Annotated in this window: 20 protein-coding genes; 14 read left to right on the forward strand and 6 right to left on the reverse strand. The window is 75.1% G+C overall.

The genetic code is table 11. The features are described 5' to 3' along the window. Positions 1-64 precede the first annotated feature (64 nt). Complete coding sequence (locus tag ACZ6EM_RS26430; protein WP_465773382.1) at positions 65-757, reverse strand: alpha/beta hydrolase; 693 nt, start codon at positions 755-757, stop codon at positions 65-67. 134 nt (positions 758-891) lie between these two features. Here ACZ6EM_RS26430 and ACZ6EM_RS26435 point away from each other — a divergent pair, with 134 nt between their 5' ends. Beyond that, entirely contained in the window at positions 892-1,407 is a 516-nt protein-coding gene (locus ACZ6EM_RS26435; RefSeq protein WP_465773383.1) for a hypothetical protein, read from the forward strand. Positions 1,408-1,601: 194 nt separating this feature from the next. Beyond that, entirely contained in the window at positions 1,602-3,158 is a 1,557-nt protein-coding gene (locus tag ACZ6EM_RS26440) for an AMP-binding protein (protein ID WP_465773384.1), read from the forward strand. 85 nt (positions 3,159-3,243) lie between these two features. On the opposite strand, the gene ACZ6EM_RS26445 is transcribed toward ACZ6EM_RS26440, so the two are convergent. Next, on the reverse strand, positions 3,244-4,206 hold the full coding sequence (locus ACZ6EM_RS26445) for a GlxA family transcriptional regulator (protein WP_380357638.1): 963 nt from the start codon (positions 4,204-4,206) through the stop codon (positions 3,244-3,246). A gap of 72 nt (positions 4,207-4,278) precedes the next feature. Here ACZ6EM_RS26445 and ACZ6EM_RS26450 point away from each other — a divergent pair, with 72 nt between their 5' ends. Beyond that, on the forward strand, positions 4,279-4,875 hold the full coding sequence (locus tag ACZ6EM_RS26450; RefSeq protein ID WP_387685446.1) for an isochorismatase family protein: 597 nt from the start codon (positions 4,279-4,281) through the stop codon (positions 4,873-4,875). Here ACZ6EM_RS26450 and ACZ6EM_RS26455 read toward each other — a convergent pair. Both ACZ6EM_RS26455 and ACZ6EM_RS26460 read right to left on the reverse strand, forming a co-directional pair. Further along, entirely contained in the window at positions 4,865-5,386 is a 522-nt protein-coding gene (locus ACZ6EM_RS26455; RefSeq protein WP_465773385.1) for a hypothetical protein, read from the reverse strand. The genes ACZ6EM_RS26450 and ACZ6EM_RS26455 overlap by 11 nt on opposite strands. Positions 5,387-5,419: 33 nt before the next feature. Further along, complete coding sequence (locus tag ACZ6EM_RS26460; protein ID WP_452180555.1) at positions 5,420-6,202, reverse strand: SDR family oxidoreductase; 783 nt, start codon at positions 6,200-6,202, stop codon at positions 5,420-5,422. A 103-nt stretch (positions 6,203-6,305) separates the two neighbouring features. Here ACZ6EM_RS26460 and ACZ6EM_RS26465 point away from each other — a divergent pair, with 103 nt between their 5' ends. After that, complete coding sequence (locus ACZ6EM_RS26465) at positions 6,306-7,238, forward strand: sigma-70 family RNA polymerase sigma factor (RefSeq protein WP_380545693.1); 933 nt, start codon at positions 6,306-6,308, stop codon at positions 7,236-7,238. A 147-nt stretch (positions 7,239-7,385) separates the two neighbouring features. Here ACZ6EM_RS26465 and ACZ6EM_RS26470 read toward each other — a convergent pair whose 3' ends face one another. After that, complete coding sequence (locus ACZ6EM_RS26470) at positions 7,386-7,961, reverse strand: nucleosidase (protein WP_401052183.1); 576 nt, start codon at positions 7,959-7,961, stop codon at positions 7,386-7,388. 346 nt (positions 7,962-8,307) lie between these two features. Between ACZ6EM_RS26470 and ACZ6EM_RS26475 the strand changes: the two genes are divergently transcribed. The 10 genes from ACZ6EM_RS26475 to ACZ6EM_RS26520 all read left to right on the forward strand — a co-directional run bounded on the left by ACZ6EM_RS26475 (position 8,308) and on the right by ACZ6EM_RS26520 (position 22,107). Continuing rightward, entirely contained in the window at positions 8,308-9,831 is a 1,524-nt protein-coding gene (locus ACZ6EM_RS26475; protein ID WP_401052181.1) for a hypothetical protein, read from the forward strand. Positions 9,832-9,851: 20 nt separating this feature from the next. Beyond that, on the forward strand, positions 9,852-10,811 hold the full coding sequence (locus ACZ6EM_RS26480) for a glutamate ABC transporter substrate-binding protein (protein WP_401052178.1): 960 nt from the start codon (positions 9,852-9,854) through the stop codon (positions 10,809-10,811). A gap of 275 nt (positions 10,812-11,086) precedes the next feature. Further along, on the forward strand, positions 11,087-12,454 hold the full coding sequence (locus tag ACZ6EM_RS26485) for a hypothetical protein (RefSeq protein ID WP_465773386.1): 1,368 nt from the start codon (positions 11,087-11,089) through the stop codon (positions 12,452-12,454). A 5-nt stretch (positions 12,455-12,459) separates the two neighbouring features. Beyond that, positions 12,460-15,120, forward strand: a complete 2,661-nt coding sequence (locus ACZ6EM_RS26490) for a serine/threonine-protein kinase (RefSeq protein ID WP_465773387.1) — start codon at positions 12,460-12,462, stop codon at positions 15,118-15,120. Positions 15,121-15,123: 3 nt separating this feature from the next. Next, positions 15,124-16,476: a protein phosphatase 2C domain-containing protein gene (locus ACZ6EM_RS26495; protein ID WP_465773388.1), complete on the forward strand. Its 1,353-nt coding sequence runs from the start codon at positions 15,124-15,126 to the stop codon at positions 16,474-16,476. A 108-nt stretch (positions 16,477-16,584) separates the two neighbouring features. Continuing rightward, positions 16,585-17,940 carry a vWA domain-containing protein gene (locus tag ACZ6EM_RS26500; RefSeq protein WP_465773389.1) on the forward strand — a complete coding sequence of 452 codons (1,356 nt, stop codon included), beginning with the start codon at positions 16,585-16,587 and terminating at the stop codon, positions 17,938-17,940. A gap of 346 nt (positions 17,941-18,286) precedes the next feature. After that, positions 18,287-19,393: an FHA domain-containing protein gene (locus tag ACZ6EM_RS26505; RefSeq protein WP_465773390.1), complete on the forward strand. Its 1,107-nt coding sequence runs from the start codon at positions 18,287-18,289 to the stop codon at positions 19,391-19,393. A 168-nt stretch (positions 19,394-19,561) separates the two neighbouring features. Then, entirely contained in the window at positions 19,562-20,479 is a 918-nt protein-coding gene (locus ACZ6EM_RS26510; RefSeq protein WP_359910612.1) for an ABC transporter ATP-binding protein, read from the forward strand. Further along, positions 20,476-21,612 carry an ABC transporter permease gene (locus ACZ6EM_RS26515; RefSeq protein ID WP_401049965.1) on the forward strand — a complete coding sequence of 379 codons (1,137 nt, stop codon included), beginning with the start codon at positions 20,476-20,478 and terminating at the stop codon, positions 21,610-21,612. Before ACZ6EM_RS26510 ends, ACZ6EM_RS26515 begins: the two co-directional genes overlap by 4 nt. 90 nt (positions 21,613-21,702) lie before the next feature. Next, entirely contained in the window at positions 21,703-22,107 is a 405-nt protein-coding gene (locus ACZ6EM_RS26520; RefSeq protein WP_387685424.1) for a globin, read from the forward strand. 90 nt (positions 22,108-22,197) lie between these two features. Here ACZ6EM_RS26520 and ACZ6EM_RS26525 read toward each other — a convergent pair whose 3' ends face one another. Beyond that, complete coding sequence (locus tag ACZ6EM_RS26525; protein ID WP_387685422.1) at positions 22,198-22,890, reverse strand: DUF8010 domain-containing protein; 693 nt, start codon at positions 22,888-22,890, stop codon at positions 22,198-22,200. Positions 22,891-22,895: the final 5 nt, after the last annotated feature.

A 22,895-nucleotide genomic window follows, 5' to 3' on the forward strand; every position in this document is an offset into this window, starting at 1 on the left:
CGCGTCGAACGTCCCCGCCTGAGACCTGCCCGGCGCCCTGATCCCCCCAGCCGCCGCGCGGCGGCTACAGCGCGGCCCGGTACGCCTCCAGCCGCTCGGCCAGCTCCTGCGGGTGGCCGAGCATGGGGAGGTGGTCGCCCGGCATCTCGTCCGGGCGGAAGCCGAGCCGCTCCTCGACGTGCCGCCGCAGGAACGCGGGCGGGAAGAACCGGTCGCCGGTGGCCAGCAGGTACCTGGTCGGCACCTGCGGCCAGGCCTCCAGCGGCCACGGCGTCCCGAACGGGGTCGCGGACTGCCGCCGCCCGTGCGTCGCGAGGAGTTCCTCCGCCAGCGCGGCCGGGGTGTCGTGCAGGAACAGGGCGCGCTCGTCCTCCTCCGCGCCCTCTGCCACGCCCCTGCTGCGGTCGGATTCGCGGCGGGCCGCCCAGTAGCCGGTGTTCTCCCACCACGCGCCCGGTGTCTCCCCGGGCGCCGGCACCTGGGCATGCAGCATGACCAGCAGGTCCACCGGCATCCGCGCGCAGACCAGCGGTCCGGTGAAGCCGCCGAACGAGTGCGCGACGACCACGAGCTCGCCCGGCCCGTCCCCGACGGCCGCCACCGCCGCGTCCGCGTACTCGGCGAGCCCGGCCGCGTCGTCGTCGCACGGCAGGCCCGGCGCGACCACCTCGTGACCCCGCCCGCGCAACTCGGCCGCCAGCGGCCCCCAGTACCAGGCATCGGCCGCCGCGCCATGGATCAGAACGTACGTCGCCACGGATCACTCCCCGTCCGGAACGGATCACTTCTGGACCGCGCCCGAGCCTACCGACCGGTCCGCCCCCGAACTGCCGGGCGCCACCCGCATACTCGTCCCAACGACCGATCAGCCACCACTCGTTGGGAAAGCCCTTGTTTCGCGACACCGGCCCGCGCAGCATCCGCATACCGACCCACCGCGAGACCGCCGAGGAGTGGGGCGAGCAGATCGCCGCGCTCCGCGCCGCTCCGCCCGGGTGGTCCTTCCTGCTGGGACGGCTGTCCTCCGACGGCTACCTCTGCCACCTCGACCTCAACTACCACCTGGACGGCGAACTCGTCGCCGTCGTCCAGACCTCGCGCCCCGTTCCGGCCGGCCACCGGGTGGGCTCCCTCACCACCCCGCAGTCCCAACTCTCCACCTTCCTGGCCCATTCGGACCGCCTCGACCCGCGCACCCACCTCGCCCCGCTCGACGGCCCGCCCACCCCGGGCGAGGTCCTGCTCCACGGCGTCCGCGTCCCGGTCGAGGTCCACCACAGCCACGGCTGCCGCAGCGCCCTCGTCCCCCGACTCCCCTCCCAGCAGGGCTGTGTGATCGTCACCGCCGCCACCGAGCACTGGGCCACCGCCACCGACCTCGCCCTGCGGCCCCCGGCGGCGTTCTGAGCGGGGCGACGCACCGGCCCCCGCGTGGTTCACCCGGACGGGGCGGCGCGCGCGGCGCCATCGACATGACGGACCGTCATGATTGCGCCGATGGCGATGCGTTCACGCCAATTACCGGCAGAACCTCCCCGGTACGACGGTGCGGGTGGGGTTAGCCTGTGGCCATGGTTGCAAACTGCAAGGAAGAAGTAGCCATGGGCGACGCGGAGTTCGTCAGCGGCCCCGCCCTGATCCTCCGGTCCCTCGCCTCCGACCCCGACCGGCGGGCCGTCGTCACCGCCGACGGCGCCGGGATCACCGCCGGCGACCTCGCCGCCGCCGCCTACCGCCTCTCCCACGAGCTGATCGCCCGGGGCGCCGCCCTCGGCACCACCGTGACCCTGCTGACCGGCAACACCCCCGAGGCCCTCGTCGCCCGGTACGCGGCCGGCCTCGCGGGCGCCCGGGTGGTGAACCTGTACGACGGCATGAGCGAGCCGGTCCTGGCCGAGATCTCGGCGAGCGTCGACACGACCCTCCTGCTCGTGGACGCCGAACGGTACGCCTCGGCCGCCCGCCTGCTCCCGCTGCTCGACGGGCCCACCGTCCTCACCCTGGGCCCGGGGCCGGCCGACCGCGCCCCCGGCGCCCTCGGCGAGGACGTCATCGCCGCCGCCGCCCACCGCCCCGCCGAACCGCCGGACGTCCGGATCGGCCCGGAGGACGACCTCGGCATCCGCCACACCGGCGGCACCACCGGCATCCCGAAGGGCATCCTCAGCCTGCACGGGCCCTACCGCCGCGTCTTCGACGCCCCGGTCGGCAGCGACCCGGTCGACGGCGCGCCCCGCCTCCTCGCCGCCACCCCGCTCGCCCACCTCGCCGGGATCATGTCCGACCTGACCCTCCAGCGCGGCGGCACGGTGGTCCTCCAGCGCTCCTTCGACCCCGGCGCGGTCCTGGCCGCCGTCGAACGCGAACGCATCACCGACCTCTGGGTGCTGCCGGCGCTGCTCCACCAACTGCTCGACCACCCGGCGATCGGCCGCACCGACCTGTCCAGCCTGCGGCAGATCCTCTACGGGGGCAGCGCCGCCTCGCCGACCCGGATCCGCGAGGCGCTCAAGGTGTTCGGGCCCGTCCTGGTCGGCGTCTACGGGATGTCGGAGGCGCAGCTGATCTCCTACCTCACCCCGCAGGAGCACGTCCGGATCGGCCCCGACAGCATCCAGGTCCCGGTCGGCCGGCCCGCCCCGGGCGTCGAGGTGGCGATCCGCTCCCTCGACGGCACCGACCTGCCGACCGGCGAACAGGGCGAGGTCCACCTGCGCTCCGACGGCATCATGGCCGGGTACTGGAAGCGGCCCGACCTCACCGCCGCGGTGCTGCGGGACGGCTGGCTGAACACCGGCGACGTCGGCTACTTCGACGAGGACGGCTACCTCTACCTCTCCGACCGGGTCAAGGACCTGATCATCGTGGTCGGCGGGCACGTCTACCCGTCCGAGGTGGAGGACCTCCTCCTCACCCACCCGGCCGTCGCCCGCTGCGCGGTCTTCGGCGTCCGCGACGACCAGGAGACGGAGCACGTCCACGTCGCCGTCGTCCCCGCCCCGGGGCAGCGGCCGCGGCTCGACGAACTCCGCGCCTTCGTCACCGAGCGCAAGGGCCGGATCTTCGCCCCCGAGGCGCTCCACCTGGTCGACGAGATCCCGCTGACGCCCGTCGGCAAGCCGGACAAGAAGCGCCTGCGCGAAGCCGCCACGGCCTGAGGGCGGCGAAGTCCAGAGGTGGCGGCGCGGAGAGCCGCCACCCCGCCGGCCCGCGCCCGGCCCTCGCTGCCGCCGGCCCTCCGCGCTACCCCTCCTCGCGGCCGCGGAAGGCCCGGCGGTACTCCCTCGGGGCGACGCCCACCCGGTCCGTGAAGACCGGCCGCAGGGAGACCGCCGAGGCGAAGCCGCAGCGGGTGGCGACGGTGTCGACGGGCAGGTCGGTCTCCTCCAGGAGCCGCTGGGCGGTGAGGACGCGCTGGTCGAGGAGCCAGCGCATCGGGGTGGTGCCGGTGGTGGCGGTGAAGCGGCGGGCGAAGGTGCGGTCGGACATCAGGGCGGCGGCGGCCATCCGGCGCACCGTCCAGGGAGCGTCGAGGGAGGCCGCGACCTCGGCCCGCAGCCGGGCCAGCGGGTCGTCACCGGCGGCGGCGTCCGGGACCGGGGAGGGGATGAACTGGGCCTGGCCGCCCGCCCGGAAGGGCGCGGTGACCATGGCGCGGGCGATGGCGGCGGCGGCCTGCTGGCCGTGGGCGGTGCGGACGAGGTGGAGGCAGAGGTCGATGCCCGCCGCGACGCCCGCCGAGGTCCACAGGCCGTCGCCGCCGGTGAAGAGCACCTCGGGCCGGACCGTCACCGCCGGGAAGCGGCGGGCGAGTTCGGGGGCGAGCGCCCAGTGGGTGGTGGCCTCCCGGCCGTCCAGCAGGCCGGCCTCGGCGAGGACGAAGGCGCCCGCGCAGAGCGAGGCGACCGGGACGCCGGCGGCGGCCACCGCCCGCAGGGCGTCCAGGATCTCCGGGCCGCGCCGGGCGGCCGGGTCCTCGACGCCCGGCACCACCACCAGGTCGCAGGCGGCCAGCGCCGCCGGCCCGTGGTCGGGGACCCGCTCCAGCCCGCCGCCCAGCCGCACCCGGGCGCCCTCCGGCCCGCAGACCCGCAGGTCGAAGGCGGGCAGGCCGGGCCGGGAGGTCCGGTTCGCCCACACCTCGCCGATCACCGCGTAGTCGAAGGCCCGGACACCGTCGAAGATCAGACAACCCACCGTTCGCATGGCAGGAACCTATCGATGGGTGGCCCCGCTGCCCATCACGCCCGCCCGACGACCCCGACCACCATGGACGGCATGACGAACACCGACGCCTTCGACGCCCCCCTCACCCTCGACCAGGACGCCGTCCTGCTGCTCATCGACGTCCAGAAGGGCTTCGAGGACACCGCCTTCTGGGGCCCCCGCGACAACCCGCGGGCCGAGCAGCGGATGGCCGAGCTGATCGCCGCCTGGCAGGCCACCGGCCGCCCGATCGTCACCGTGCAGCACACCTCCCCGGCCGGCCCGCTCGCCGAGGGCACCCCGGGGCACGGGCTGAAGGACTTCGTCGCCGACGTCACCCCCGCCCTGCACATCACCAAGACCGTCAACAGCGCCTTCTACGGCACCCCCGACCTGCACGCCTGGCTCCAGGAACGCGGCGCCCGGCAGGTGGTGGTCACCGGGATCATCACCAACGTCTGCAACGAGACCACCGCCCGGATGGCCGGCAACCTCGGCTACGACGCGGTCTTCCCCGTCGACGCCATGCACTCCTTCGACATGACCGGCCCCGACGGCACCACCGTCCCCGCCGCCGACCTCGCCCGCGCCACGGCCACCACCCTGCACGCGATGCGCTTCGCCAAGGTCGTGACGACGGAGCAGGTGCTCCGGGCGGCTAAGGCCTGAACAGCGGCTCGTACGCGGTGCCCTCCTCCGCGTTGAGCAGCACGTACGAGGTCCCGGGGCCCAGCGCGAGCTCCCGCAGCCGCGCCAGGGCCTCGGCCGGGGAGGGGACGTCGAGCCCGAGCGCGGCGGCCGCCGCGTCCCGGCCGGCGAGCAGGTCGGGCTCGTCCTCCAGGTACTCCTCGGCCGCCCCCGTGCTCTCCTCGACCGTCAGCCGCGGGCAGTCCCGCCACCACGGCACCGCCAGCAGCAGCCGGACCAGCTCCGGCACCCCGACGGCCAGCAGGGCCGCGCCGCCCTCGGAATCGGCGTACAGCACGGGCCGCTCCTCGCCGCCCTCGCCGCAGAGGAAGAAGGTGCCGCCCGCGCCGTCCTTGGCCACCGGCTCCAGGGCCGCGCCCGAGGCGAGCACGACCTCCTCCACGTGCTCGTGGACGTCGAGGGAGAAGTCGCCCGGCCAGGCCAGGAAGTCGGCGGCGGCGGCGTCGGCGCGGATCGCATCGAGGAGGGACATGGCGGCCACCCTACGGACCGCCACGGACAGTCCTCAGCCCGCCAGCCGCTCCGCCAGGTACTCCTCCCAGGTCCGCCGCCCGTGCTCGGCCCCCGCCGGGGCCAGGTTCTCCCCCGCCCGGTACGCCCGCCCGACCCTGCCCGGCACCCGCAGCGGCAGGTGCCGGCGGCTGCGGCCGCGCGCCGCGAGGTAGCCGCGGGTCAGCTCGCCCATCTCGTACACCGTGGGGCCGGCCAGGTCGGGCACCGGCCCGGCCGGCCCGTCCAGCGCCAGCTCCACCAGCCGGGCGGCGACCTCCCGCACGTCCACCGGCTGCCAGCGGACCCCGCCGGGGGCCGGGACGAGCGGCAGCCGGGCCATCTTCTCCGCCACCGTGAACGCCAGGTCGTGGAACTGCGCGGCCCGCAGGATCGTGTACGGCAGGCCCGAGTCGGCCACCGCCCGCTCGGCGGCGTGCTTGGCCCGGAAGTAGCCGAGCGGCAGCCGGTCCGCGCCGATCACCGAGATGTACACCAGGTGCCGCACCCCGGCCCGCCGCGCGGCGGCGACCAGCAGCCGGGTGGCGACGTCGTCGCCCTTGGGGCCGCCGGCCAGGTGCAGCACGGTGTCCACCCCGGCCAGCGCCGCGTCCAGCTGCCGGGCCGCCGTCGCCGGGTCGCCGAGGAGGTCGCCGCGCACGTACGTCACGCCGTCGGCGTCCGGACGGTCCTGCCGGCTGAGCACGCGCACCGGCGGCCCGGCCGCGCGCAGCAGCGGGACCACCTGCCGGCCCAGGGTTCCGGTCCCGCCGGTGACCAGCACGGTGTGCTTCGTCATGATCGTCTCCGTTTCGTCCCGGGCAGGGAGTTGATCTCCCCGCCGCGGCCGTTGTTGGGTGGCTCCTGCTGCCCTGACCCCCGGCGACGAAGGAATGTGACACGTGGACGAGAAGGTGGACGAGAGCTCTGCCCGGGCCGCGCTCTTCGAGGAGCAGCGCCCGCACCTGCGCGCCGTCGCGTACCGGATGCTCGGCTCGATCAGCGAGGCCGAGGACGCCCTCCAGGAGGCCTGGCTCCGCTACGACCGCACCGACACCGCCGGCGTGGCCAACCTCGGCGGCTGGCTCACCACGGTGGTCTCGCGGGTCTGCCTGAACCTGCTGCGCACCCGCGCCCAGCGCCGCGAGGAGCCGCTGGAACCCGCCGGGCCGGGCGGCGAGCCGGGCCCGCCGCGCATCCCGGACCCGCTGCTGCGGCGCGAGGGCGTCGTGGACCCGGAGCAGGAGGTGATGCTCGCGGACTCGGTCGGGCTGGCGCTGATGGTGGTGATGGAGTCGCTGTCACCGGCCGAGCGGGTCGCCTTCGTGCTGCACGACCTCTTCGCGGTGCCGTTCGAGGAGATCGCCCCGCTGATCGAGAGGACCGCCGCCGCCACCCGCCAGCTGGCCAGCCGGGCCCGCCGCAAGGTGCAGGGGCAGGCGCCCGCGCCCGACCCGGACCTCGGCCGGCAGCGGCGGGCCGTGGACGCCTTCTTCGCCGCCGCCCGCAACGGCGACCTGGACGCGCTCGTCGCCGTGCTCGACCCGGACGTGGTGCTGCGCTCGGACGGCGGCACGGCGATGGCCCGGCACACGGTGGTGCTCTCGGGCGCCGGCACGGTGGCCGGCCAGGCCGTCCTGTGGGGCACGCTGTCGCCGTTCGCCCGCCCGGCGCTGGTCAACGGCACCGCCGGCGCGGTGGTCGTCGGCGACAACGGCCGGGCGCTGTCGATCATGGCCTTCACCGTGGTGGACGGCGCGATCGTCGCGATCGACGTGCTCACCGACCCGGAGCGGCTGGCGGCCCTGGACCTCACGGACTTCCGGGAGCAGTGACGCGCGGGCGCACGGAGCGGGGTGGGAGGGCCGTCGCCCTCCCACCCCGTTCCACACTCCTGCGCCCCCCTTGAGCAGGCGCGCCCCTTGAGCAGGCGCGCCCCTTGAGCAGGCGTCATCGTGAGCAGGCGTCATCGTGAGCAGGCGTCACCAGCCCTGGGCGACCACCCAGTCGGCCAGCTTGCGGGCGCAGTCGTCGACCGCCTCCTTCCAGCTGTGCTCCGCACCGTCCCCGGCCTCGTCGCTGACGTGCTTGACCAGCCGCACCGGCAGCCCGGCCCGGTGCGCGACGGTGGCGACGGCGTAGCCCTCCATGTCCACCAGGTCGGCGTGCTCGGCGAGCCGGTCGCGGGCGTCCACGTCGGAGACGAAGAGGTCCCCGGTGGCCAGCACCGGGCCGTCTCCCTTGCCGATCACCAGCGGGGCGCCGTACTCACGCCCGGTGAGCGCGTGCAGGGCGGCGGTGTCGAGGTCGTGCTGGATCACCTGGACCACGTGGTGGGTGCCCTCCCAGCCGGGGCGCAGCGCACCGGCCGTGCCGAGATTGATCACCTCGGAGGGCTTCTCGCCCTGCGCGAGGACGGTGGCCAGCGCGACGGCGGCGTTGACCTTCCCGATCCCGGTGAGCAGCACGGGCAGGCGGTCGTCCAGGTGGGCGGCCTCCTCGCGCACGGCGACGACGAGCAGCGGGCGGTCGGACGAGATCGTTCCAAGCAGGCGCATACCTCCATCGTACGGAGCGAGGGGTCGCCGCACCCGGGATCGCGCGCCCTCAAGCGGACCCCCGCGCTCCGCCCGGCCGGGGGAACCGCGTAGGGTGCGGCCCGCGTCGGACGGTTCGCCACCTCTCGGGACGACCGGTGGGAGCGGCCCGAGCCGAAAGGGCCGGACCGACGGCACGGGCGGTACCGGCGGCACCCGCCGCACCAGTGGTACCGGCCGTCCCGGGAACGTGCACGACATGCTCAAGATCGGCGCAAGTCAGGTGTGGCCGGGGGGAGTCACGGCCATACTGCTGCCATCGGTCGGGCCCCGGGGACGGGCCCGGCCCCAGGGGAGGATGAGGCGGGTGGCAACACCAGTAGGCAGCGGCGCGTCCGGCGCCGCGTTCCCGGCACGGCCGAACCAGCTGCCGGGGGCACCGGGCGCAGCAGTGGCGACGGCCGCACCGGGGGCACCGGCCGTCCCCGGATCGGCCCCGCTCGCGAAGTCCGGCGGGGCGCCCCCGGCACCCAGACCCGGCGGGGCGCCCGCGAAGCGCCCTCCGGCGGCCGTCGCCACCGGCGTGCGCGCCCGGCTCGCGCAGGCCACCCGCACACCCCCCGGCCGGCTGCGGCTGGCCGGCGTGGTGCTCGCGGTGCTCACCGTGGCCTTCGGCGGGCTCACCGCCTGGCAACTGGAGACCAGGGCCCAGGCCGCCGACCGGGTGGTCTCGTACAGCCAGCCGCTCAGCCGGGACGCCGCCGAGATCCACCGCAACCTGGCCGACGCCGCCACCACCGCGGCCAGCGGCTTCCTGCTGGCCGGCGCCGAGCCCGACGAGGTCCGCAACCGCTACGAGCAGGACATCGCCACCGCCGCCAAGCTGATCGCCCAGGCCGCCGCCCGGACCACCGCGACCTCGCCCGCGCAGGGCTCGCTCGCCCGGCTGAACCAGCAACTCCCGGTGTACGCCGGCCTGGTGGAGACCGCGCGGGCCGACAACCGGCAGGGCATACCGCTCGGCGGCGCCTACCTGCGGTACGCCTCCGAGCAGATGCAGACCGTCCTGCTGCCGACCGCCGCCGAACTGGCCGCCGTCGAGGACCGGGAGCTGTCCGACGACTACGCCGAGGCCAGAGCGGTCCCGTGGGCGGCGTACGGCCTGGCGCTGGTCGCCCTGGCCGCGCTGGCCTGGGTGCAGCTGACGCTGTTCCGCCGCACCAACCGGGTGTTCAACATCGGGCTGCTGGGCGCCACCGCCGCCGTCCTGTCCGGCGCCCTGTGGCTCACCGTCACCGGGCTGACCACCAGCTCGGCGCTCCAGCGGAGCAACCGGGAGGGCGCGGCCCCGCTGCGGGCGCTCAACACCGCCCGGGTGGACGTCCTGACCGCCCGGCTGGCGGAGAACCTGCACTTCGTCGCCCGCGGCTCGACCACCAAGTACGCCGACCAGTGGACGAAGGCCACCGAACACCTGGCCGGAGCCAAGGACCTCCCGCCGGACCGGTCCAACGGCTCCCTGCCGCAGGCCGTCCGGCTGGCGCCGTCGGCCGCCGTGTCGAGCGTCGTGGACGCCTCGAAGCAGTTCGACGAGTGGCGCCGGCGGCACGACGACGCCCGCGCCCTGGAGGTCGACAACGCCGACTACCAGGGCGCCCTGGAGGCCACCGTGACGGCCAAGGGCGACGCGGCCACCGCCGACGCCGCCTTCAACGCCACCGACAAGGCGCTCGCCCGGGCCGCCGACATCGAGCAGGACCGCTTCGACAAGGCCGCCGAGGGCACCGGCGGGGACCTGCGCGCCGCCGCCGTCGCCGCCGCGCTGCTCGGCCTGGTGGCCGCGACCGCCGCGCTGCGGGGCCTGGGCCGGCGACTGGCCGAGTACCGGTGACGGGCAGAGGGGGAGACGCAATGCGCACCAGAGGATCCAGCGGATCGAGGAGAAGGACCAGGCCCGCCGCCGCGCTCGCGCTGCTGGCGGCCGGCACGGCCGTGCTCACCGGCGGCGGCCCGGTCGGCGCCGCACCGGCGGCCACGACCGCCGCGCCCCTGGCCGTCCAGGAGGAGCAGGCCCCGGCCGACGGCTGCGACATCTACAGGAGCGTGCCGCCGAGCACCGACGACGGCCCGGCCGTGAAGGCCATCAAGGCCCGGCGCAGCCTGGTGATCGGCGTGGACCAGAACAGCTACCGCTGGGGCGCCCGCAACCCGAACACCGGCCAGATCGAGGGCTTCGACATCGACCTCGCCCGGGCGATCGGCGCGGCCGTCATGGGCGACCCGGACAAGGTGGTGCTCAAGCCGGTGGCCACGGCCGACCGGATCGACGCCATCAAGAAGGGCCGGGTCGACCTGATCGTCCGCACCATGACGATCAACTGCAAGCGGATGGAGGACGTCGCCTTCTCCAAGCCGTACTTCAACATCAGCCAGCGCGTCCTGGTGCCGAAGTCGTCGCCGGCGAAGAACATCGACGACGCGGTCAAGGACAAGGCGGTCTGCGCCGCCGACGGCTCCACCGCGCTGACCGTGGTCAAGGAGAAGAAGACCGCCCGGCAGGTCGTCACGGTGGAGAACCAGCTGGACTGCCTGGTCCTGATGCAGCTCGGCAAGGTCGACGCCACCATGACCGACAACGGCCTGGCGGCCGGCCAGGCCGCGCAGGACCAGACCGTGCGGATCGTGGACGGCGAGGCCCAGCCGGAGGTGATCGGCGTCGCCATGCTGAAGGACAGCACCGACCTGGCCGCCCGGGTCAACCAGGTCCTGGCCGACTACTACGCGCGCGGCGACTGGACCCGTTCGTACGAACACTGGCTCAAGCCGTACATGCTCAACGAGGCCGAGCACTACTGGCCCGCACCGCACTGATCCGGCGTCGGGGCAGGTCCGGGGGCGGCGCGCGGGACGGCGCGGGACGGCGCGCAGGACGGCGCGGGAGAGGTGGCGCACGATCCGTCAGCGGGGCGTTGACGGCACGTTGACGCCCCGCGCCCGCTCCGCCCGAACGGCCACCGGCTAGGGTTCGGGACGATCACCACGGGGAGACCGGTGGTGGACACGGGGGTTGTCGTGGGACCGCACGTCCGGTACGTCGAGCACGTCAGGTACGTCGGGATCGCACGCGAGGAAGGAAGGACACCGCGGTGGCGGCATCGGCTGGCCCGGCACTGAGCCGGGAGGAGGTCGACCGCGCGCTCGCCCGCCTCGGCGCGGAGCGGGACGCGGTCGAGTCGGCGCTGCTCGCCCTCCAGGACCACCCGGGCCTGCGGCTGCTGGACGGCGCCGAGCTGTCCGGGCGCACCCTGGAGCGCTGGTCGGTCGCCGGCAAGGGACTGCCGCTGCTCTGGGCGCTGTTCGACCGCTACTCCGAGGCCCTGGCCTCGGCCCGGGCCGTCCGAGCCCGCAAGGCCAAGCCCGGCACACCCGAACTCGCCGAGCTGAGCGAACTGCTGACCGGCGACGCGGTGACCGTCCCGGGCGGGGTGGTGCCGGACGGCCCGCAGGTGCTCGGCGCGCCCGCCAAGCTGGTCGAACGGATCAGCCTGGACGCGCTGATGACCCGGATGAACTCCTGGTACGCCACCGTTCTGGAGGTGGTCAGCGCCGCCGACGCGGTCTGGTCGGCGCTGCCGGCCCGGATCGACCTGCTGCTGGCCGAGCTCCAGCGGGTGCGCACCCTGGCCGCCTCGCTCGGCGTGCGCACCGGCGCCCACCCGCTGGGCGACGACCTGGCCGGCATCGAGAAGGACCTCACCGAGCTGCGCACCGAGGTGCGCGGGGACCCGCTGGCACTGTGGCGCCCGGCCCGGGTGCCCGCCCAGCGCGGCACGGTCCCGGAGGGCTCGGCCTTCGCCGGCCCGGCCGGGGTGGTGGACACCGAGCGGTTCGACCGGGCCGGGCGGGCACTGGACGGCGTCCGGCTGGAGCTGGAGGACCTGCTGCGGCTGCGCGACGAGGCCGAGGACCGCCTCCAGGGCGTCGGCGACCTGCTCCAGCGGGCCGACGCCACCCTGGCCGAGGCCCGCCGGGCGCGCGGCGAGGTGCTGGCGAAGATAGCGTCCAGCGACGTCCCGGCGGTGCCCGGACCGGCCTCGGCGCTGCGCGAGCGGATCGTCGCGGCGCTGGACCTGCGCCAGGCCGGGCAGTGGGGCCGGCTGGCGCCGCTGCTGGACACGCTGGAGGACGCCGCCGCCAAGGAGCTGACCCGGGCCCGGCAGTCGCTCTCCGAGGTGACCCAGCCGCTGGCCGTCCGGGCCGAGCTGCGCGGCCGGCTGGACGCCTACAAGGCGATGGCGGCCCGGCTGCGGGTCTCCGAGGACCCGGAAGTGATCGAACGGTACGAGAAGGCGCGCTGGCTGCTGTGGAGCGCGCCCTGCGACCTGCGGGCGGCGGCCGCCGCGGTGGCCCGGTTCCAGCAGTCGCTGCGGCCGGCCCACACCGAGGCCGGAACCGGGCAGGCTCAGGAGGCGGCCGGCCGGCCGCCGGCCGACGGAGAGGTTCAGGGGGGCTGAGGTTGATGGGCGGGACGTGCGAACGGCCGGAGTGCTCCGGCAGCGGCAGGATCGACGCCGACGGCTACTGCGACGAGTGCGGGCTGGCCCCGGCGGCCAGGACCACCGCCACGCCCGGGGGGGCGACGACGGGGACCGCGGGGACGGGAGCACCGACGACGGGAGCACCGGGGACGGGAGCACCGGGAACCGGAGCACCGGCGTCCGCCGGCCCCGGCTCGCCCTGCCCGCGCGACTGCTCCGGCACCATCGACCCGGACGGCTACTGCGACGAGTGCGGCCTGACCCCGCCCGGCGGCGACACCGGTGTCACCCAGCCGTACGTCCCCTCCGCCCGGGTCTCCCCCGGCTCCGGCCCCACCGGCTCCGGCCACGGCTCCGGCCACGGCTCCGGCGGCCCGGCCCGTTCGATGTCGGCCCGCACCGGCTCGGCCCGTACGATGTCCGGCCGTTCCCGCTCGCACCGCTCCACCCGCACCGGCAGCGGCCGCTCGCTCTCGGTCCGCTCCACCCGGGGCGGCGGCACCGCGGGCACCCGCAGCCGGCTGGGCGCCGGCCTGGTCACCGTGCCGACCGTCGAGGCGGCCGACCCGTCCCGGGCGGTGCTGGCCAACCCCGAGGTGCCCGAGCGCAAGCGGTTCTGCTCCAAGTGCGAGGCCCCGGTGGGCCGGGAGAAGAACGGCAGCCCGGGCCGCCCGGACGGCTTCTGCACCAAGTGCGGCACGCCGTACTCGTTCACGCCCAAGCTGCGCCGCGGCGACCTGGTCGGCGGGCAGTACGAGGTGGTGGGCTGCCTGGCGCACGGCGGGCTCGGCTGGATCTACCTGGCGGTGGACCGGCGGGTCAACGACAAGTGGGTGGTGCTCAAGGGCCTGCTGGACACCGGCGACGAGGACGCGCTCGCGGTGGCCGTCGCCGAGCGGCGGTTCCTGGCCGAGGTGGACCACCCGAACATCGTCCGGATCATCAACTTCGCCGAGCACCCGGACCTGCGCACCGGCGCCACCGACGGCTACATCGTGATGGAGTACGTCGGCGGGAAGTCGCTCAAGGACATCGCCAACGAGCGCCGCACCGCGGACGGCCGGCGCGAGCCGCTGCCGGTCGAGCAGGCGATCGCCTACGCGCTGGAGGCGCTGCCGGCCCTGGGGTACCTGCACGGCCGGGGCCTGGTGTACTGCGACTTCAAGATCGACAACGTGATCCAGAGCGGCGACACGCTCAAGATCATAGACATGGGCGCGGTCCGCCGGCTCGACGACGACGGCCCGATCTACGGCACCATCGGCTACCAGGCCCCGGAGATCGCCACCGACGGCCCCTCCGTCGCCTCCGACCTGTACACCGTGGCCCGCACCCTCGCGGTGCTCACCTTCGACTTCCAGGGCTACAGCGGCACCTACCGCGACTCGCTGCCCGGCCCCGAGCAGGTCGAGGCCTTCGCCCGGTACGAGTCCTACTACCGCTTCCTGGTCCGCGCCACCGACCCGGACCCGGCCCGCCGCTTCGCCTCCGCCGAGGAGATGGCCGACCAGCTCACCGGCGTGCTGCGGGAGATCATGGCCCTCCAGGACGACCGGCCCCGGCCCGCGCCGTCCACCCTGTTCGGCCCCGAACTGCGCGTCGTCGACACCGAGCTGGTGCTGCCCACCGAACAGGCCGGACAGCTCCGGGTGGCCCCCCTGGACCCGGCCGCCGCCGCCCTCGCACTGCCCGTCCCCCGGGTCGACCCCGGTGACCCCAACGCCGGTTTCCTGGCCGTCCTGGTCACCCCCGACCCCGAGGAGACGCTCGCCGCGCTGGCCGCCGCGCCCACCGTCTCGGTCGAGAGCCGGCTGCGCGAACTGCGCACCCTGCTCGAACTCGGCCGCCACCCGGACGCCGTGCGCCGCCTCGCCGAACTGGAACAGGACCAGCCGGACGACTGGCGGGTGGTCTGGTACCGCGGCCTGACCGCGCTGGTCGGCAGCGAGGCCCCGCCCCGGGCCGAGGAGCGCGCCGGCGCCGAGAGCGAGGAGCGCCCGGAGGCGAGCGGGCGGGTCACGGCCCTGCGGGCCGCCGCGGAGGCCTTCGACGCGGTCTACGACGCCTTCCCCGGCGAGGCCGCCCCCAAGCTGGCCCTCGCCATCTGCGCCGAACTGCTCGCCGACGGCGGCGACGCGGCCGAGTTCTACCGACTGGTGTGGGCCACCGACCACGCCTACCTGAGCGCCGCCTTCGGGCTGGCCCGGGTCCGGCTGGCCGAGGAGGACCGGACCGGCGCGGTCCGCGTCCTGGAGACCGTCCCGGCCACCTCCAACCAGTACACGGCCGCCCGGATCGCCGCCGTCCGGGCCCGGCTGCGCGAGCGCCCGGCCACCGACGACCTGGCCGTCGACCTCGGCGCGAGCTCCGCGCAGCTGACCGCGCTGCGGCTGGACTCCCGCCGCCGCGAGGAGCTCGCGGTCGAGGTGCTCGACGCGGCCCTCGGCTGGGTCGGCGCCGAGGCGGCCGCCGGCCGACGGGCCACCGACCTGGTGGTACTGGGACGTCCCGCACAGGAGCGGGAACTGCGCTTCGCCCTGGAACAGTCCTACCGGGTACTCGCCCGGTTGGCCGACCGGGCCGAGATCAGGATCGAGATGGTGGAACGGGCCAACCGTGCCCGTCCCAGGACGTGGGTGTAGCAGATGCCGCAGCAGACCGAGTGCCCGAGCTGTTCGGAGCCGATGGACCAGGAGGACGCCTTCTGCGGCTCCTGCGGGACCGGCCGGAACGGCCGGGCGGCCCCCGGCTCGATGCCGGCGAGCTGGGCCGCCGCGCGCGGCGAGGCCGTACCGTCGCCGCGCGGGCCGGTCTGCGTGCACTGCGGGCAGCCGCAGGTCGCCCCGGACGGCTACTGCGAGGGCTGCGGCGGCGCCCAGCCGCGCCCGCGCGACCACATGGAGAAGTCGCTCGGGGGCGTCGCCGGGGTCAGCGACCGCGGCGTGCGCCACCACCGCAACGAGGACTCCTTCACCGTCGCCGCGACCTCGCTGCCCGGCGGCGAGCCGGTCGTGGTCGCCGTGGTGTGCGACGGCGTCTCCTCCTCCGACCGCCCGGACGAGGCCTCGGAGACGGCCGTGGACGCCGCCTCCGAGTCGCTGCTGACCGCCCTGGAGGCCGGCCGGGACCCGAACCGGGCGATGCACCAGGCCATCGCCGACGCCGCCAAGGCCGTCGCCGACCTCGCCACCGACGGCGCCGGCCCCACCCGCCCCGACCTCAACGCGCCCGCCTGCACCTACGTCAGCGCCATAGCCGCGGGCGGACGGGTCACCATCGGGTGGGTCGGCGACACCCGGGCGTACTGGATCCCGGACGACCGCGCCGCCGCCGAGCCCTTCCGGCTCACCCAGGACGACTCCTGGGCGGCCCGGATGGTCGAGGCCGGGCTGATGAGCGAGGCCGAGGCCTACTCCGACCCCCGCGCGCACGCGATCACCGGCTGGCTCGGCGCCGACGCCGAGGAGGTCGTGCCGCACACCCTCGACTTCACCCCGCACGTCCCCGGGGTGGTGCTGATCTGCACCGACGGGCTGTGGAACTACGCCGAGGCGGCCACCGACCTGGCGTACTACGTGCGCCCGGACGCCCGCACCGAGCCGCTCGCCACCGCACAGACCCTGGTGAAGTTCGCGGTCGCGGCCGGCGGCCACGACAACATCACCGTCGCCGTGCTGCCGATCGACCCGCCGGCCGCCGCCGTCGAGGAGGCCGAGCAGAGCCCCACCGCGCTGGACCTGCCGGTGATCGCTCCGCGGCCGGCCGGCCGACCGGCCGCGGAGGAGGACGAGGACCACGATCCGACCCTGCCGGACCTCCCGGTGATCGGCTCCCCCGCCGCCCCGCTGCCCCCGGTCCCGCCGGTCCCGCCGGCGCCGCCGGAGGTGCCCCCGGCGCCGGCCGTCCCGCCGGTCGTCCCCGCCGCTCCGGCCCCGCCCGTCGCGCCGCCCGTCGCCCCGCCCGTCCCGCCGCAGCCGCCGCACCCTCCGACGGCCTGACCGACCACCCGCCGGACGCCCCGGCAGCACGGCCCGCCGGCCCGCCCGGCGGGCCGCCCCACCGTCCTGAGCACGTCCACCCCTCACCCGACGGGAGCCGACCGCCCCATGGCAACACTGGCGAAGCCGAACCTGCCCAGGTTCACCGTGGAGATCTTCCAGAACGAGTACCTGGCCGACGGCGCCCGCGAGGTCAACGCCATCGTCACCGTCACCGCGACCGGCGGCGGCACCTCCGGCGGCCGGCCGCTCGGCTTCGCCGACGCCACCCCGGCGGGCACCGGCGCCGCGGCCGCCGTGGTCATCCTGGTGGACTGCTCGGGCTCGATGGACTACCCCAAGAGCAAGATCAACGGCGCCCGCGAGGCCACCGCCGCCGCCATCGACGCGCTGCGCGACGGCACCGCCTTCGCCGTGGTCGCCGGCACCCACGAGGCCCGCGACATCTACCCCGGCGACGGCACCCTCGCCACCGCCTCCGCCACCACCCGCGGGCAGGCCAAGGAGTCGCTGCGCCGGCTCACCGCCGCCGGCGGCACCGCGATGGGCACCTGGCTGGCCAAGGCCGACAAGCTCTTCCTCACCCGCCGCGACATCGCCATCCGGCACGCCGTCCTGCTCACCGACGGCAACAACGAGCACGAGTCCGCCGAGGACCTGGCCCGCACCATCGAACTGGTGACCGGCCACTTCACCGCCGACTGCCGCGGCGTGGGCACCGACTGGCGGATCGACGAGCTGCGCAGGATCTCCTCGGCGCTGCTCGGCACCACCGACATCGTCGCCGAACCCTCCGGCCTGGCCGAGGACTTCCGCTCGATGATGGCCGGGGCGATGGGCAAGCAGGTCGCCGACGTCGCCCTGCGGATCTGGACCCCGGCCAACGCCACGGTCAGGTTCGTCAAGCAGGTCGCCCCCGCGGTCGAGGACCTGACCTCCCGCCGCACCGGGGCCGGCCCCCGGGCCGGCGACTACCCCACCGGCTCCTGGGGCGACGAGAGCCGCGACTACCACGTCTGCGTCGAGGTGCCGGCCGCCTCGGTCGGCAACGAGATGCTGGCCGCCCGGATCAGCCTGGTGCTGCCCGACCAGGTCGCCGGCGGCACCCCGGAGGTGCTCACCCAGGGCCTGGTCAAGGCGGTCTGGACCGACGACCTGGCCTCCTCCACCCGGATCAGCCCGCAGGTCGCCCACTACACCGGGCAGGCCGAGCTCGCCTCCTCCATCCAGGAGGGCCTGGAGGCCCACCGGGCCGGGGACGTCGACCGCGCGACCGCCAAGCTGGGCGCGGCCGTCCGGATCGCCCACGCGACCGGGAACGAGGGCACCTACAAGCTGCTCCAGAAGGTGGTGGACGTGGTGGACCCGAAGGAGGGTACGGTTCGGTTCCGTAAGAACGTGAGCGAGGCCGACTCGATGACCCTTGAGACCCGGTCGACCAAGACGGTACGTGTGAAGAAGTGACCGCTGAAGACGTGACCGGGCCGGCACCCCGGCGCGACGCCGCACCGAGCCGGCCCGAAACGAGGGGGACCTGATGCCGATCTGCCCGAGGGGCCACGAGTCGCAGGCCGAGGACTGGTGCGACTTCTGCGGCTTCCCGATGACTCCGCCGGCTCCCACGCCGGGGGCGCACGGAGGCTACCCGGGGGCGCCCGGGGCCGACCCCGCGCCCGGCGCGCACGCCGGACACCACCCGGGGTACGGCGGCGCGTCCTTCGGCGCTCCGCCGCCTCCGCCGCCGATGCCGCCGGGGGCCGTCCCCCCGGGAGCCGTCCCGCCGCCCGGGGCACCCCTGCCGCCCCCGGGCATGGTGCCCCCGCCCCCGCACGGGGCCGTCCAGCCCCAGGCCGGGCCGCAGGGCCTCACCGCGGGCCTGGCCGTCTGCCCGATCTGCCGCAGCCCGCAGACCGGACGGTTCTGCGAGGAGTGCGGCTACGACTACGAGCTCTCCACGCCCTCGCGCCGCCAGGCGCCCGGCGCCGGCCACCTCCCGCCCGGCCCGGCCCAGCAGCCGCCGCTGAACATCCCGGCGGCCTACGGCGGCACCCCGCCGCAGGCCCCGCCCGGTCACGCGCCGGCCGGCCAGCCGCCGTTCGAACAGCCCCCGTTCGGCCAGCCGCCGTTCGGTCACGCCCCGGCCGGCCAGCCGCCGTTCGGAGAGTCACCGTTCGGACAGCCGCCGGCCGCCCAGCAGGCCGTCGCGCCGCCCGTCCAGCAGCAGCCGCAGGCCCCCGGACACCCGCACACCTACGGCTACCCGCCCGCCCAGCCCGGCACCGGGCCGACGGCACCTCCCGGCCACCACGCCGGGGGCGAGGGGCCCGCGCCGGAGGGCGCGTTCCCCGACACCTCCGTGCGCGAGGACTCCGGCCCGGTCTACGCCCACCCGGCCGGCCCCGGCCCGAACAGCCGCGGCGGCGACTTCGGCACCTCCTTCCACCTGGCCCCGCCGCAGCAGGCACAGCCGCAGCACCCCCAGGAACCCGCCCCGGCCGAGCCGGTGCGGACCAACTGGATCGCCGTGGTCGCGGCCGACCGGGACTACTTCACCGAGATGATGGCCCGCAGCGGCCCCGAGGCGGCCGGCCTGTTCTTCCCGCCGTACTGCCCCGAGCGCCGGATCCCGCTGACCGGCCGCGGCCAGCTGCGGATCGGACGGCGCAGCCAGCACCGCGGCACGGTGCCGGAGATCGACCTGTCCGTCCCGCCGGAGGACCCGGGCGCCTCGCACCAGCACGCGCTGCTCGCCGAACAGGCGGACGGCAGCTGGGTCCTGGTCGACCAGGACTCGACCAACGGCACCACCGTGAACGGCGGCGCGGAGCCGATCACCCCGCACACCGCGATCCCGCTGAACGACGGCGACCGGATCCACGTCGGCGCCTGGACCACCATCACCGTGCACCGCGGCTGAAAGACCGCCACATCATTTCCTGATGGACCATCAGCGCCAACTCCGGTCGGGCCGGGCGGAATTCGACATCCGCCCGGCCCGACTTTGTTTGAGTCCTCTTCAAAATATCCGCAAATTCGCTCGCACGGATGTGCACAGGAGCCTTCGCAGCCCCTAGGCTCAGGCCACATGACTGCTGCTATATCCGCTGACGGCATACGTCAGCGGTACGGGGATGTGCAGGCCGTCGACGGGGTGTCGTTCACCGTCGAGGCCGGCGAGTTCTACGGGATCCTGGGCCCCAACGGCGCCGGGAAGACCACCACGATGGAGATCCTGGAAGGAGTCCGGAAACCGGACGAGGGCCGGATCCAGCTGCTGGGCATGGAGCCCTGGCCGCGCAATCCGAAACTGCTGCCGCGAATCGGCGTGCAGTTCCAGGCGACCGCTTTCTTCCGGAAACTGACGGCCCGGGAGACCATCCGCACCTTCGCGTCGTTCTACGGGGTCGGCCCCAAGCGGGCCGATGCGATGCTGGAGCGGGTCGGCCTCTCGGACAAGGCCGAGACCCTGACCGACCAGATGTCCGGCGGCCAGGCCCAGCGCCTGTCGATCGCCTGCGCACTGGCGCACGACCCGGAGCTCGTCTTCCTGGACGAGCCCACCACCGGACTCGACCCGCAGTCCCGGCGCAACCTGTGGGACCTCCTGCGGGACATCAACGCCGAGGGCCGCACGGTCGTGCTGACCACGCACTACCTGGACGAGGCCGAGGTGCTCTGCGACCGGGTCTCGATCATGGACCACGGCAAGATCCTCCACACCGGCGCCCCGGCGGCGCTGATCCGCGAGATCGACGACACCGTCCGGATCAGCGTGGCCTCCGGCCAACTCCCGCTCGCCCGGGCCCGGGAGCTGATGACCGCGGCCGGCGCGGACATCGCCAACCTGGAGGACGACACCGTCTCGCTCTCCGTCTCCACCCGCGTTCCGGCCCCGGTGCTCAGCGTCCTCGCCGAGCAGAACGCGCTGCGCGGCCTGGAAGTGCGCGGCGCCACCCTGGAGGACGTCTTCCTCCAGCTGACCGGACGGGAGTTCCGCGCATGACCGCCAGCACCTCCACCGAGCCGCAGGCCCCGGCCCGGCGCGGCGGCCCCGCCACCGACGAGCGGGAGCGGGTCAGCGCGTTCTGGAGCCTGTCCCGCGCCATGCTGCTCGGGATGAAGCGCGACCGCACCGCGACCTTCTTCATCCTGCTGTTCCCGCTGGTGTTCCTGGTGTTCTTCGGCAGCGTGACCAAGGGCTCCGGCAGCCCCCACGCCAAGGTGGCCCAGGTCGGCGCGGTGAAGCTGTTCGACTCGATCCAGGGCGACGAGCGGGCCGGGCTGGACAAGGTCCTCACCATCACGAAGACCGACGACGAGGCCGCCACGCTGGAGAAGGTCCGCAAGGGCGACTACGACGCGCTGATCAAGCAGGGCCCGGACGGCACGGTCGAGCTGCGCTACACCGCCGCCGACCAGGTCCGCGCCGGCGCGCTCCAGGGCATCCTCAACTCGGTGGTCCAGACCGCCAACCAGGCGGCCACCGGCCAGAAGCCGGCCTTCGTGCTGGACTCCCAGCAGGTCGAGGACAAGTCGCTCAAGCCGATCCAGTTCCTCACCCCCGGCCTGCTCGGCTGGGCCGTCGCCACCGGCGCGGTGTTCGGTGCCGCGCTGACGCTGGTCAACTGGCGCAAGTCCAAGGTGCTGCGGCGGCTGCGACTGGCCCCGATCAACGCCGGAACCGTGGTCAGCTCCCGGATCCTGGTCTCGCTGCTGACCGCGTTCCTGCAGACCGCCGTCTTCCTGGTGGTCGCGACGAGCTTCTTCGGGCTCAAGCTCACCGGCAACTGGTGGCTGGTCATCCCGCTGGTGGCCTGCGCGACGCTCGCCTTCATGTCGATCGGCCTGCTGGCCGGCTCGGTCGCCAAGACCGAGGAGGCGGCCAACGGCATCTCGCAGATCATCGTGCTGCCGATGTCCTTCCTGTCCGGCTCGTTCTTCCCGCTGGACGGCGCCCCGGGCTGGCTGAAGGCCGTCTCCGAGGTCATGCCGCTGCACTACCTGGTCAACTCCGCCCAGTCGGTGCTCACCCGCGGCGGCGGCGTCATGGACGCCCTGCCGACCATGGGCGGCCTGCTGCTCTTCGCGGCCGTGCTGACCGGCATCTCCTGGAAGCTGTTCCGCTGGGAGGACTGACCCTCCCCGGTTGACGTCCACCGATCCCGACGGGGTCGTACGCCTTTGGTCCCGGTGTACGACCCCGTCGGCGTCTGCGACCATGGTCGGGTGAGAGAGATCCGGCGAGGCACGTTGAGCGAGGAGACCTTCTACGACCAGGTCGGCGGTGAGCCGGCCTTCCGGCGGCTCGCCCACCGGTTCTACGAGGGCATCGCCGAGGACGAGTTGCTGCGGCCGATGTACCCCGAGGAGGACCTCGGGCCGGCCGAGGAGCGGATGGCCCTCTTCCTGATGCAGTACTGGGGCGGCCCGCGCACCTACAGCGAGCGGCGCGGCCACCCCCGGCTGCGGATGCGGCACGCGCCGTTCAAGGTCGACAAGGCCGCGCACGACGCCTGGCTCACCCACATGCGGGCGGCCGTGGCGAGCCTGGAGCTGCCGGCCGAGCACGAGCAGCAGCTGCTCGAGTACCTGACCTACGCCGCCGCCTCGATGATCAACACCCCGGGCTGAGGCCGTTCCCGGGGTCTTACCGGGGTCTTCCCGGGCTTGCGGGCCGGGCTTGCGGGCCGGGTCTTGCGGGCCGAGGTTTTGCGGGCCCGGCTACCGGACCGGGCTGAGCCCCAGCCCCGCGCCCGGCGCGGCCACCGTGCGCACCGCCACCGAGCCCGCCGGGGCGCTCAGCCGCAACCAGCCGCCCGCCCGGTGCACGGTCAGCGGGGCACCGGGCCGCAGGAAGCCGATCACGTACGCGGCGTGCAGCGCGCGCAGCGGCAGCTCGGGCAGCACCGTGACCGGGCGGGACCAGATCTCGTCGGCCAGCGCGTCCAGCACCGTGCGGCCGCGGTGGTGGGCCGGGACGGCCTCGCTGCGCTCGCGGAACTCCTGCACCCCGGCCATGAGTTCGGGGTACACCTCGGCCACCGGCGGGGCGCCCACCGGCCGCCAGCCGGTGCGCGGCGGCAGCAGCCCGGCCCAGGCCGGGCCGGTCACCGGCGCGGGCAGCGCGACGGCGCCCGCCTCGGCGTCCACGCCGTCCAGCAGCTGGCCCGCCGAGACGGTCAGGTCCACCGGGCCGTCCAGACCGCCCAGCCGCACGGTACGGACCGCCAGCGCGCCCGAACCGCCCAGCGGCAGCCGTCCGAAGACCGCCAGCACGCCGTCGCCGTCGCCCGGGCCCACCGCCTGGAGCCGGACGGCCGCCGCCCGGTCGAAGCGCAGCAGGCGCAGCAGGAAGGCGGAGAGGTCGGCGGCCTCCCCGGTGTCGGTCAGGGCGAGACGGGCGGTGATGGTCACAGCGG

The sequence above is a fragment of the Kitasatospora sp. NPDC041917 genome (assembly GCF_055589745.1).

Coding starts and splice junctions, on each gene's coding strand:
- ACZ6EM_RS26440 (WP_465773384.1), top strand. CDS start 1,602: ATGGGCGACGCGGAGTTCGTCAGCGGCCCCGCCCTGATCCTCCGGTCC.
- ACZ6EM_RS26445 (WP_380357638.1), bottom strand. CDS start 4,206: ATGCGAACGGTGGGTTGTCTGATCTTCGACGGTGTCCGGGCCTTCGAC.
- ACZ6EM_RS26450 (WP_387685446.1), top strand. CDS start 4,279: ATGACGAACACCGACGCCTTCGACGCCCCCCTCACCCTCGACCAGGAC.
- ACZ6EM_RS26455 (WP_465773385.1), bottom strand. CDS start 5,386: ATGTCCCTCCTCGATGCGATCCGCGCCGACGCCGCCGCCGCCGACTTC.
- ACZ6EM_RS26460 (WP_452180555.1), bottom strand. CDS start 6,202: ATGACGAAGCACACCGTGCTGGTCACCGGCGGGACCGGAACCCTGGGC.
- ACZ6EM_RS26470 (WP_401052183.1), bottom strand. CDS start 7,961: ATGCGCCTGCTTGGAACGATCTCGTCCGACCGCCCGCTGCTCGTCGTC.
- ACZ6EM_RS26480 (WP_401052178.1), top strand. CDS start 9,852: ATGCGCACCAGAGGATCCAGCGGATCGAGGAGAAGGACCAGGCCCGCC.
- ACZ6EM_RS26490 (WP_465773387.1), top strand. CDS start 12,460: ATGGGCGGGACGTGCGAACGGCCGGAGTGCTCCGGCAGCGGCAGGATC.
- ACZ6EM_RS26495 (WP_465773388.1), top strand. CDS start 15,124: ATGCCGCAGCAGACCGAGTGCCCGAGCTGTTCGGAGCCGATGGACCAG.
- ACZ6EM_RS26500 (WP_465773389.1), top strand. CDS start 16,585: ATGGCAACACTGGCGAAGCCGAACCTGCCCAGGTTCACCGTGGAGATC.
- ACZ6EM_RS26505 (WP_465773390.1), top strand. CDS start 18,287: ATGGTGCCCCCGCCCCCGCACGGGGCCGTCCAGCCCCAGGCCGGGCCG.
- ACZ6EM_RS26510 (WP_359910612.1), top strand. CDS start 19,562: ATGACTGCTGCTATATCCGCTGACGGCATACGTCAGCGGTACGGGGAT.
- ACZ6EM_RS26515 (WP_401049965.1), top strand. CDS start 20,476: ATGACCGCCAGCACCTCCACCGAGCCGCAGGCCCCGGCCCGGCGCGGC.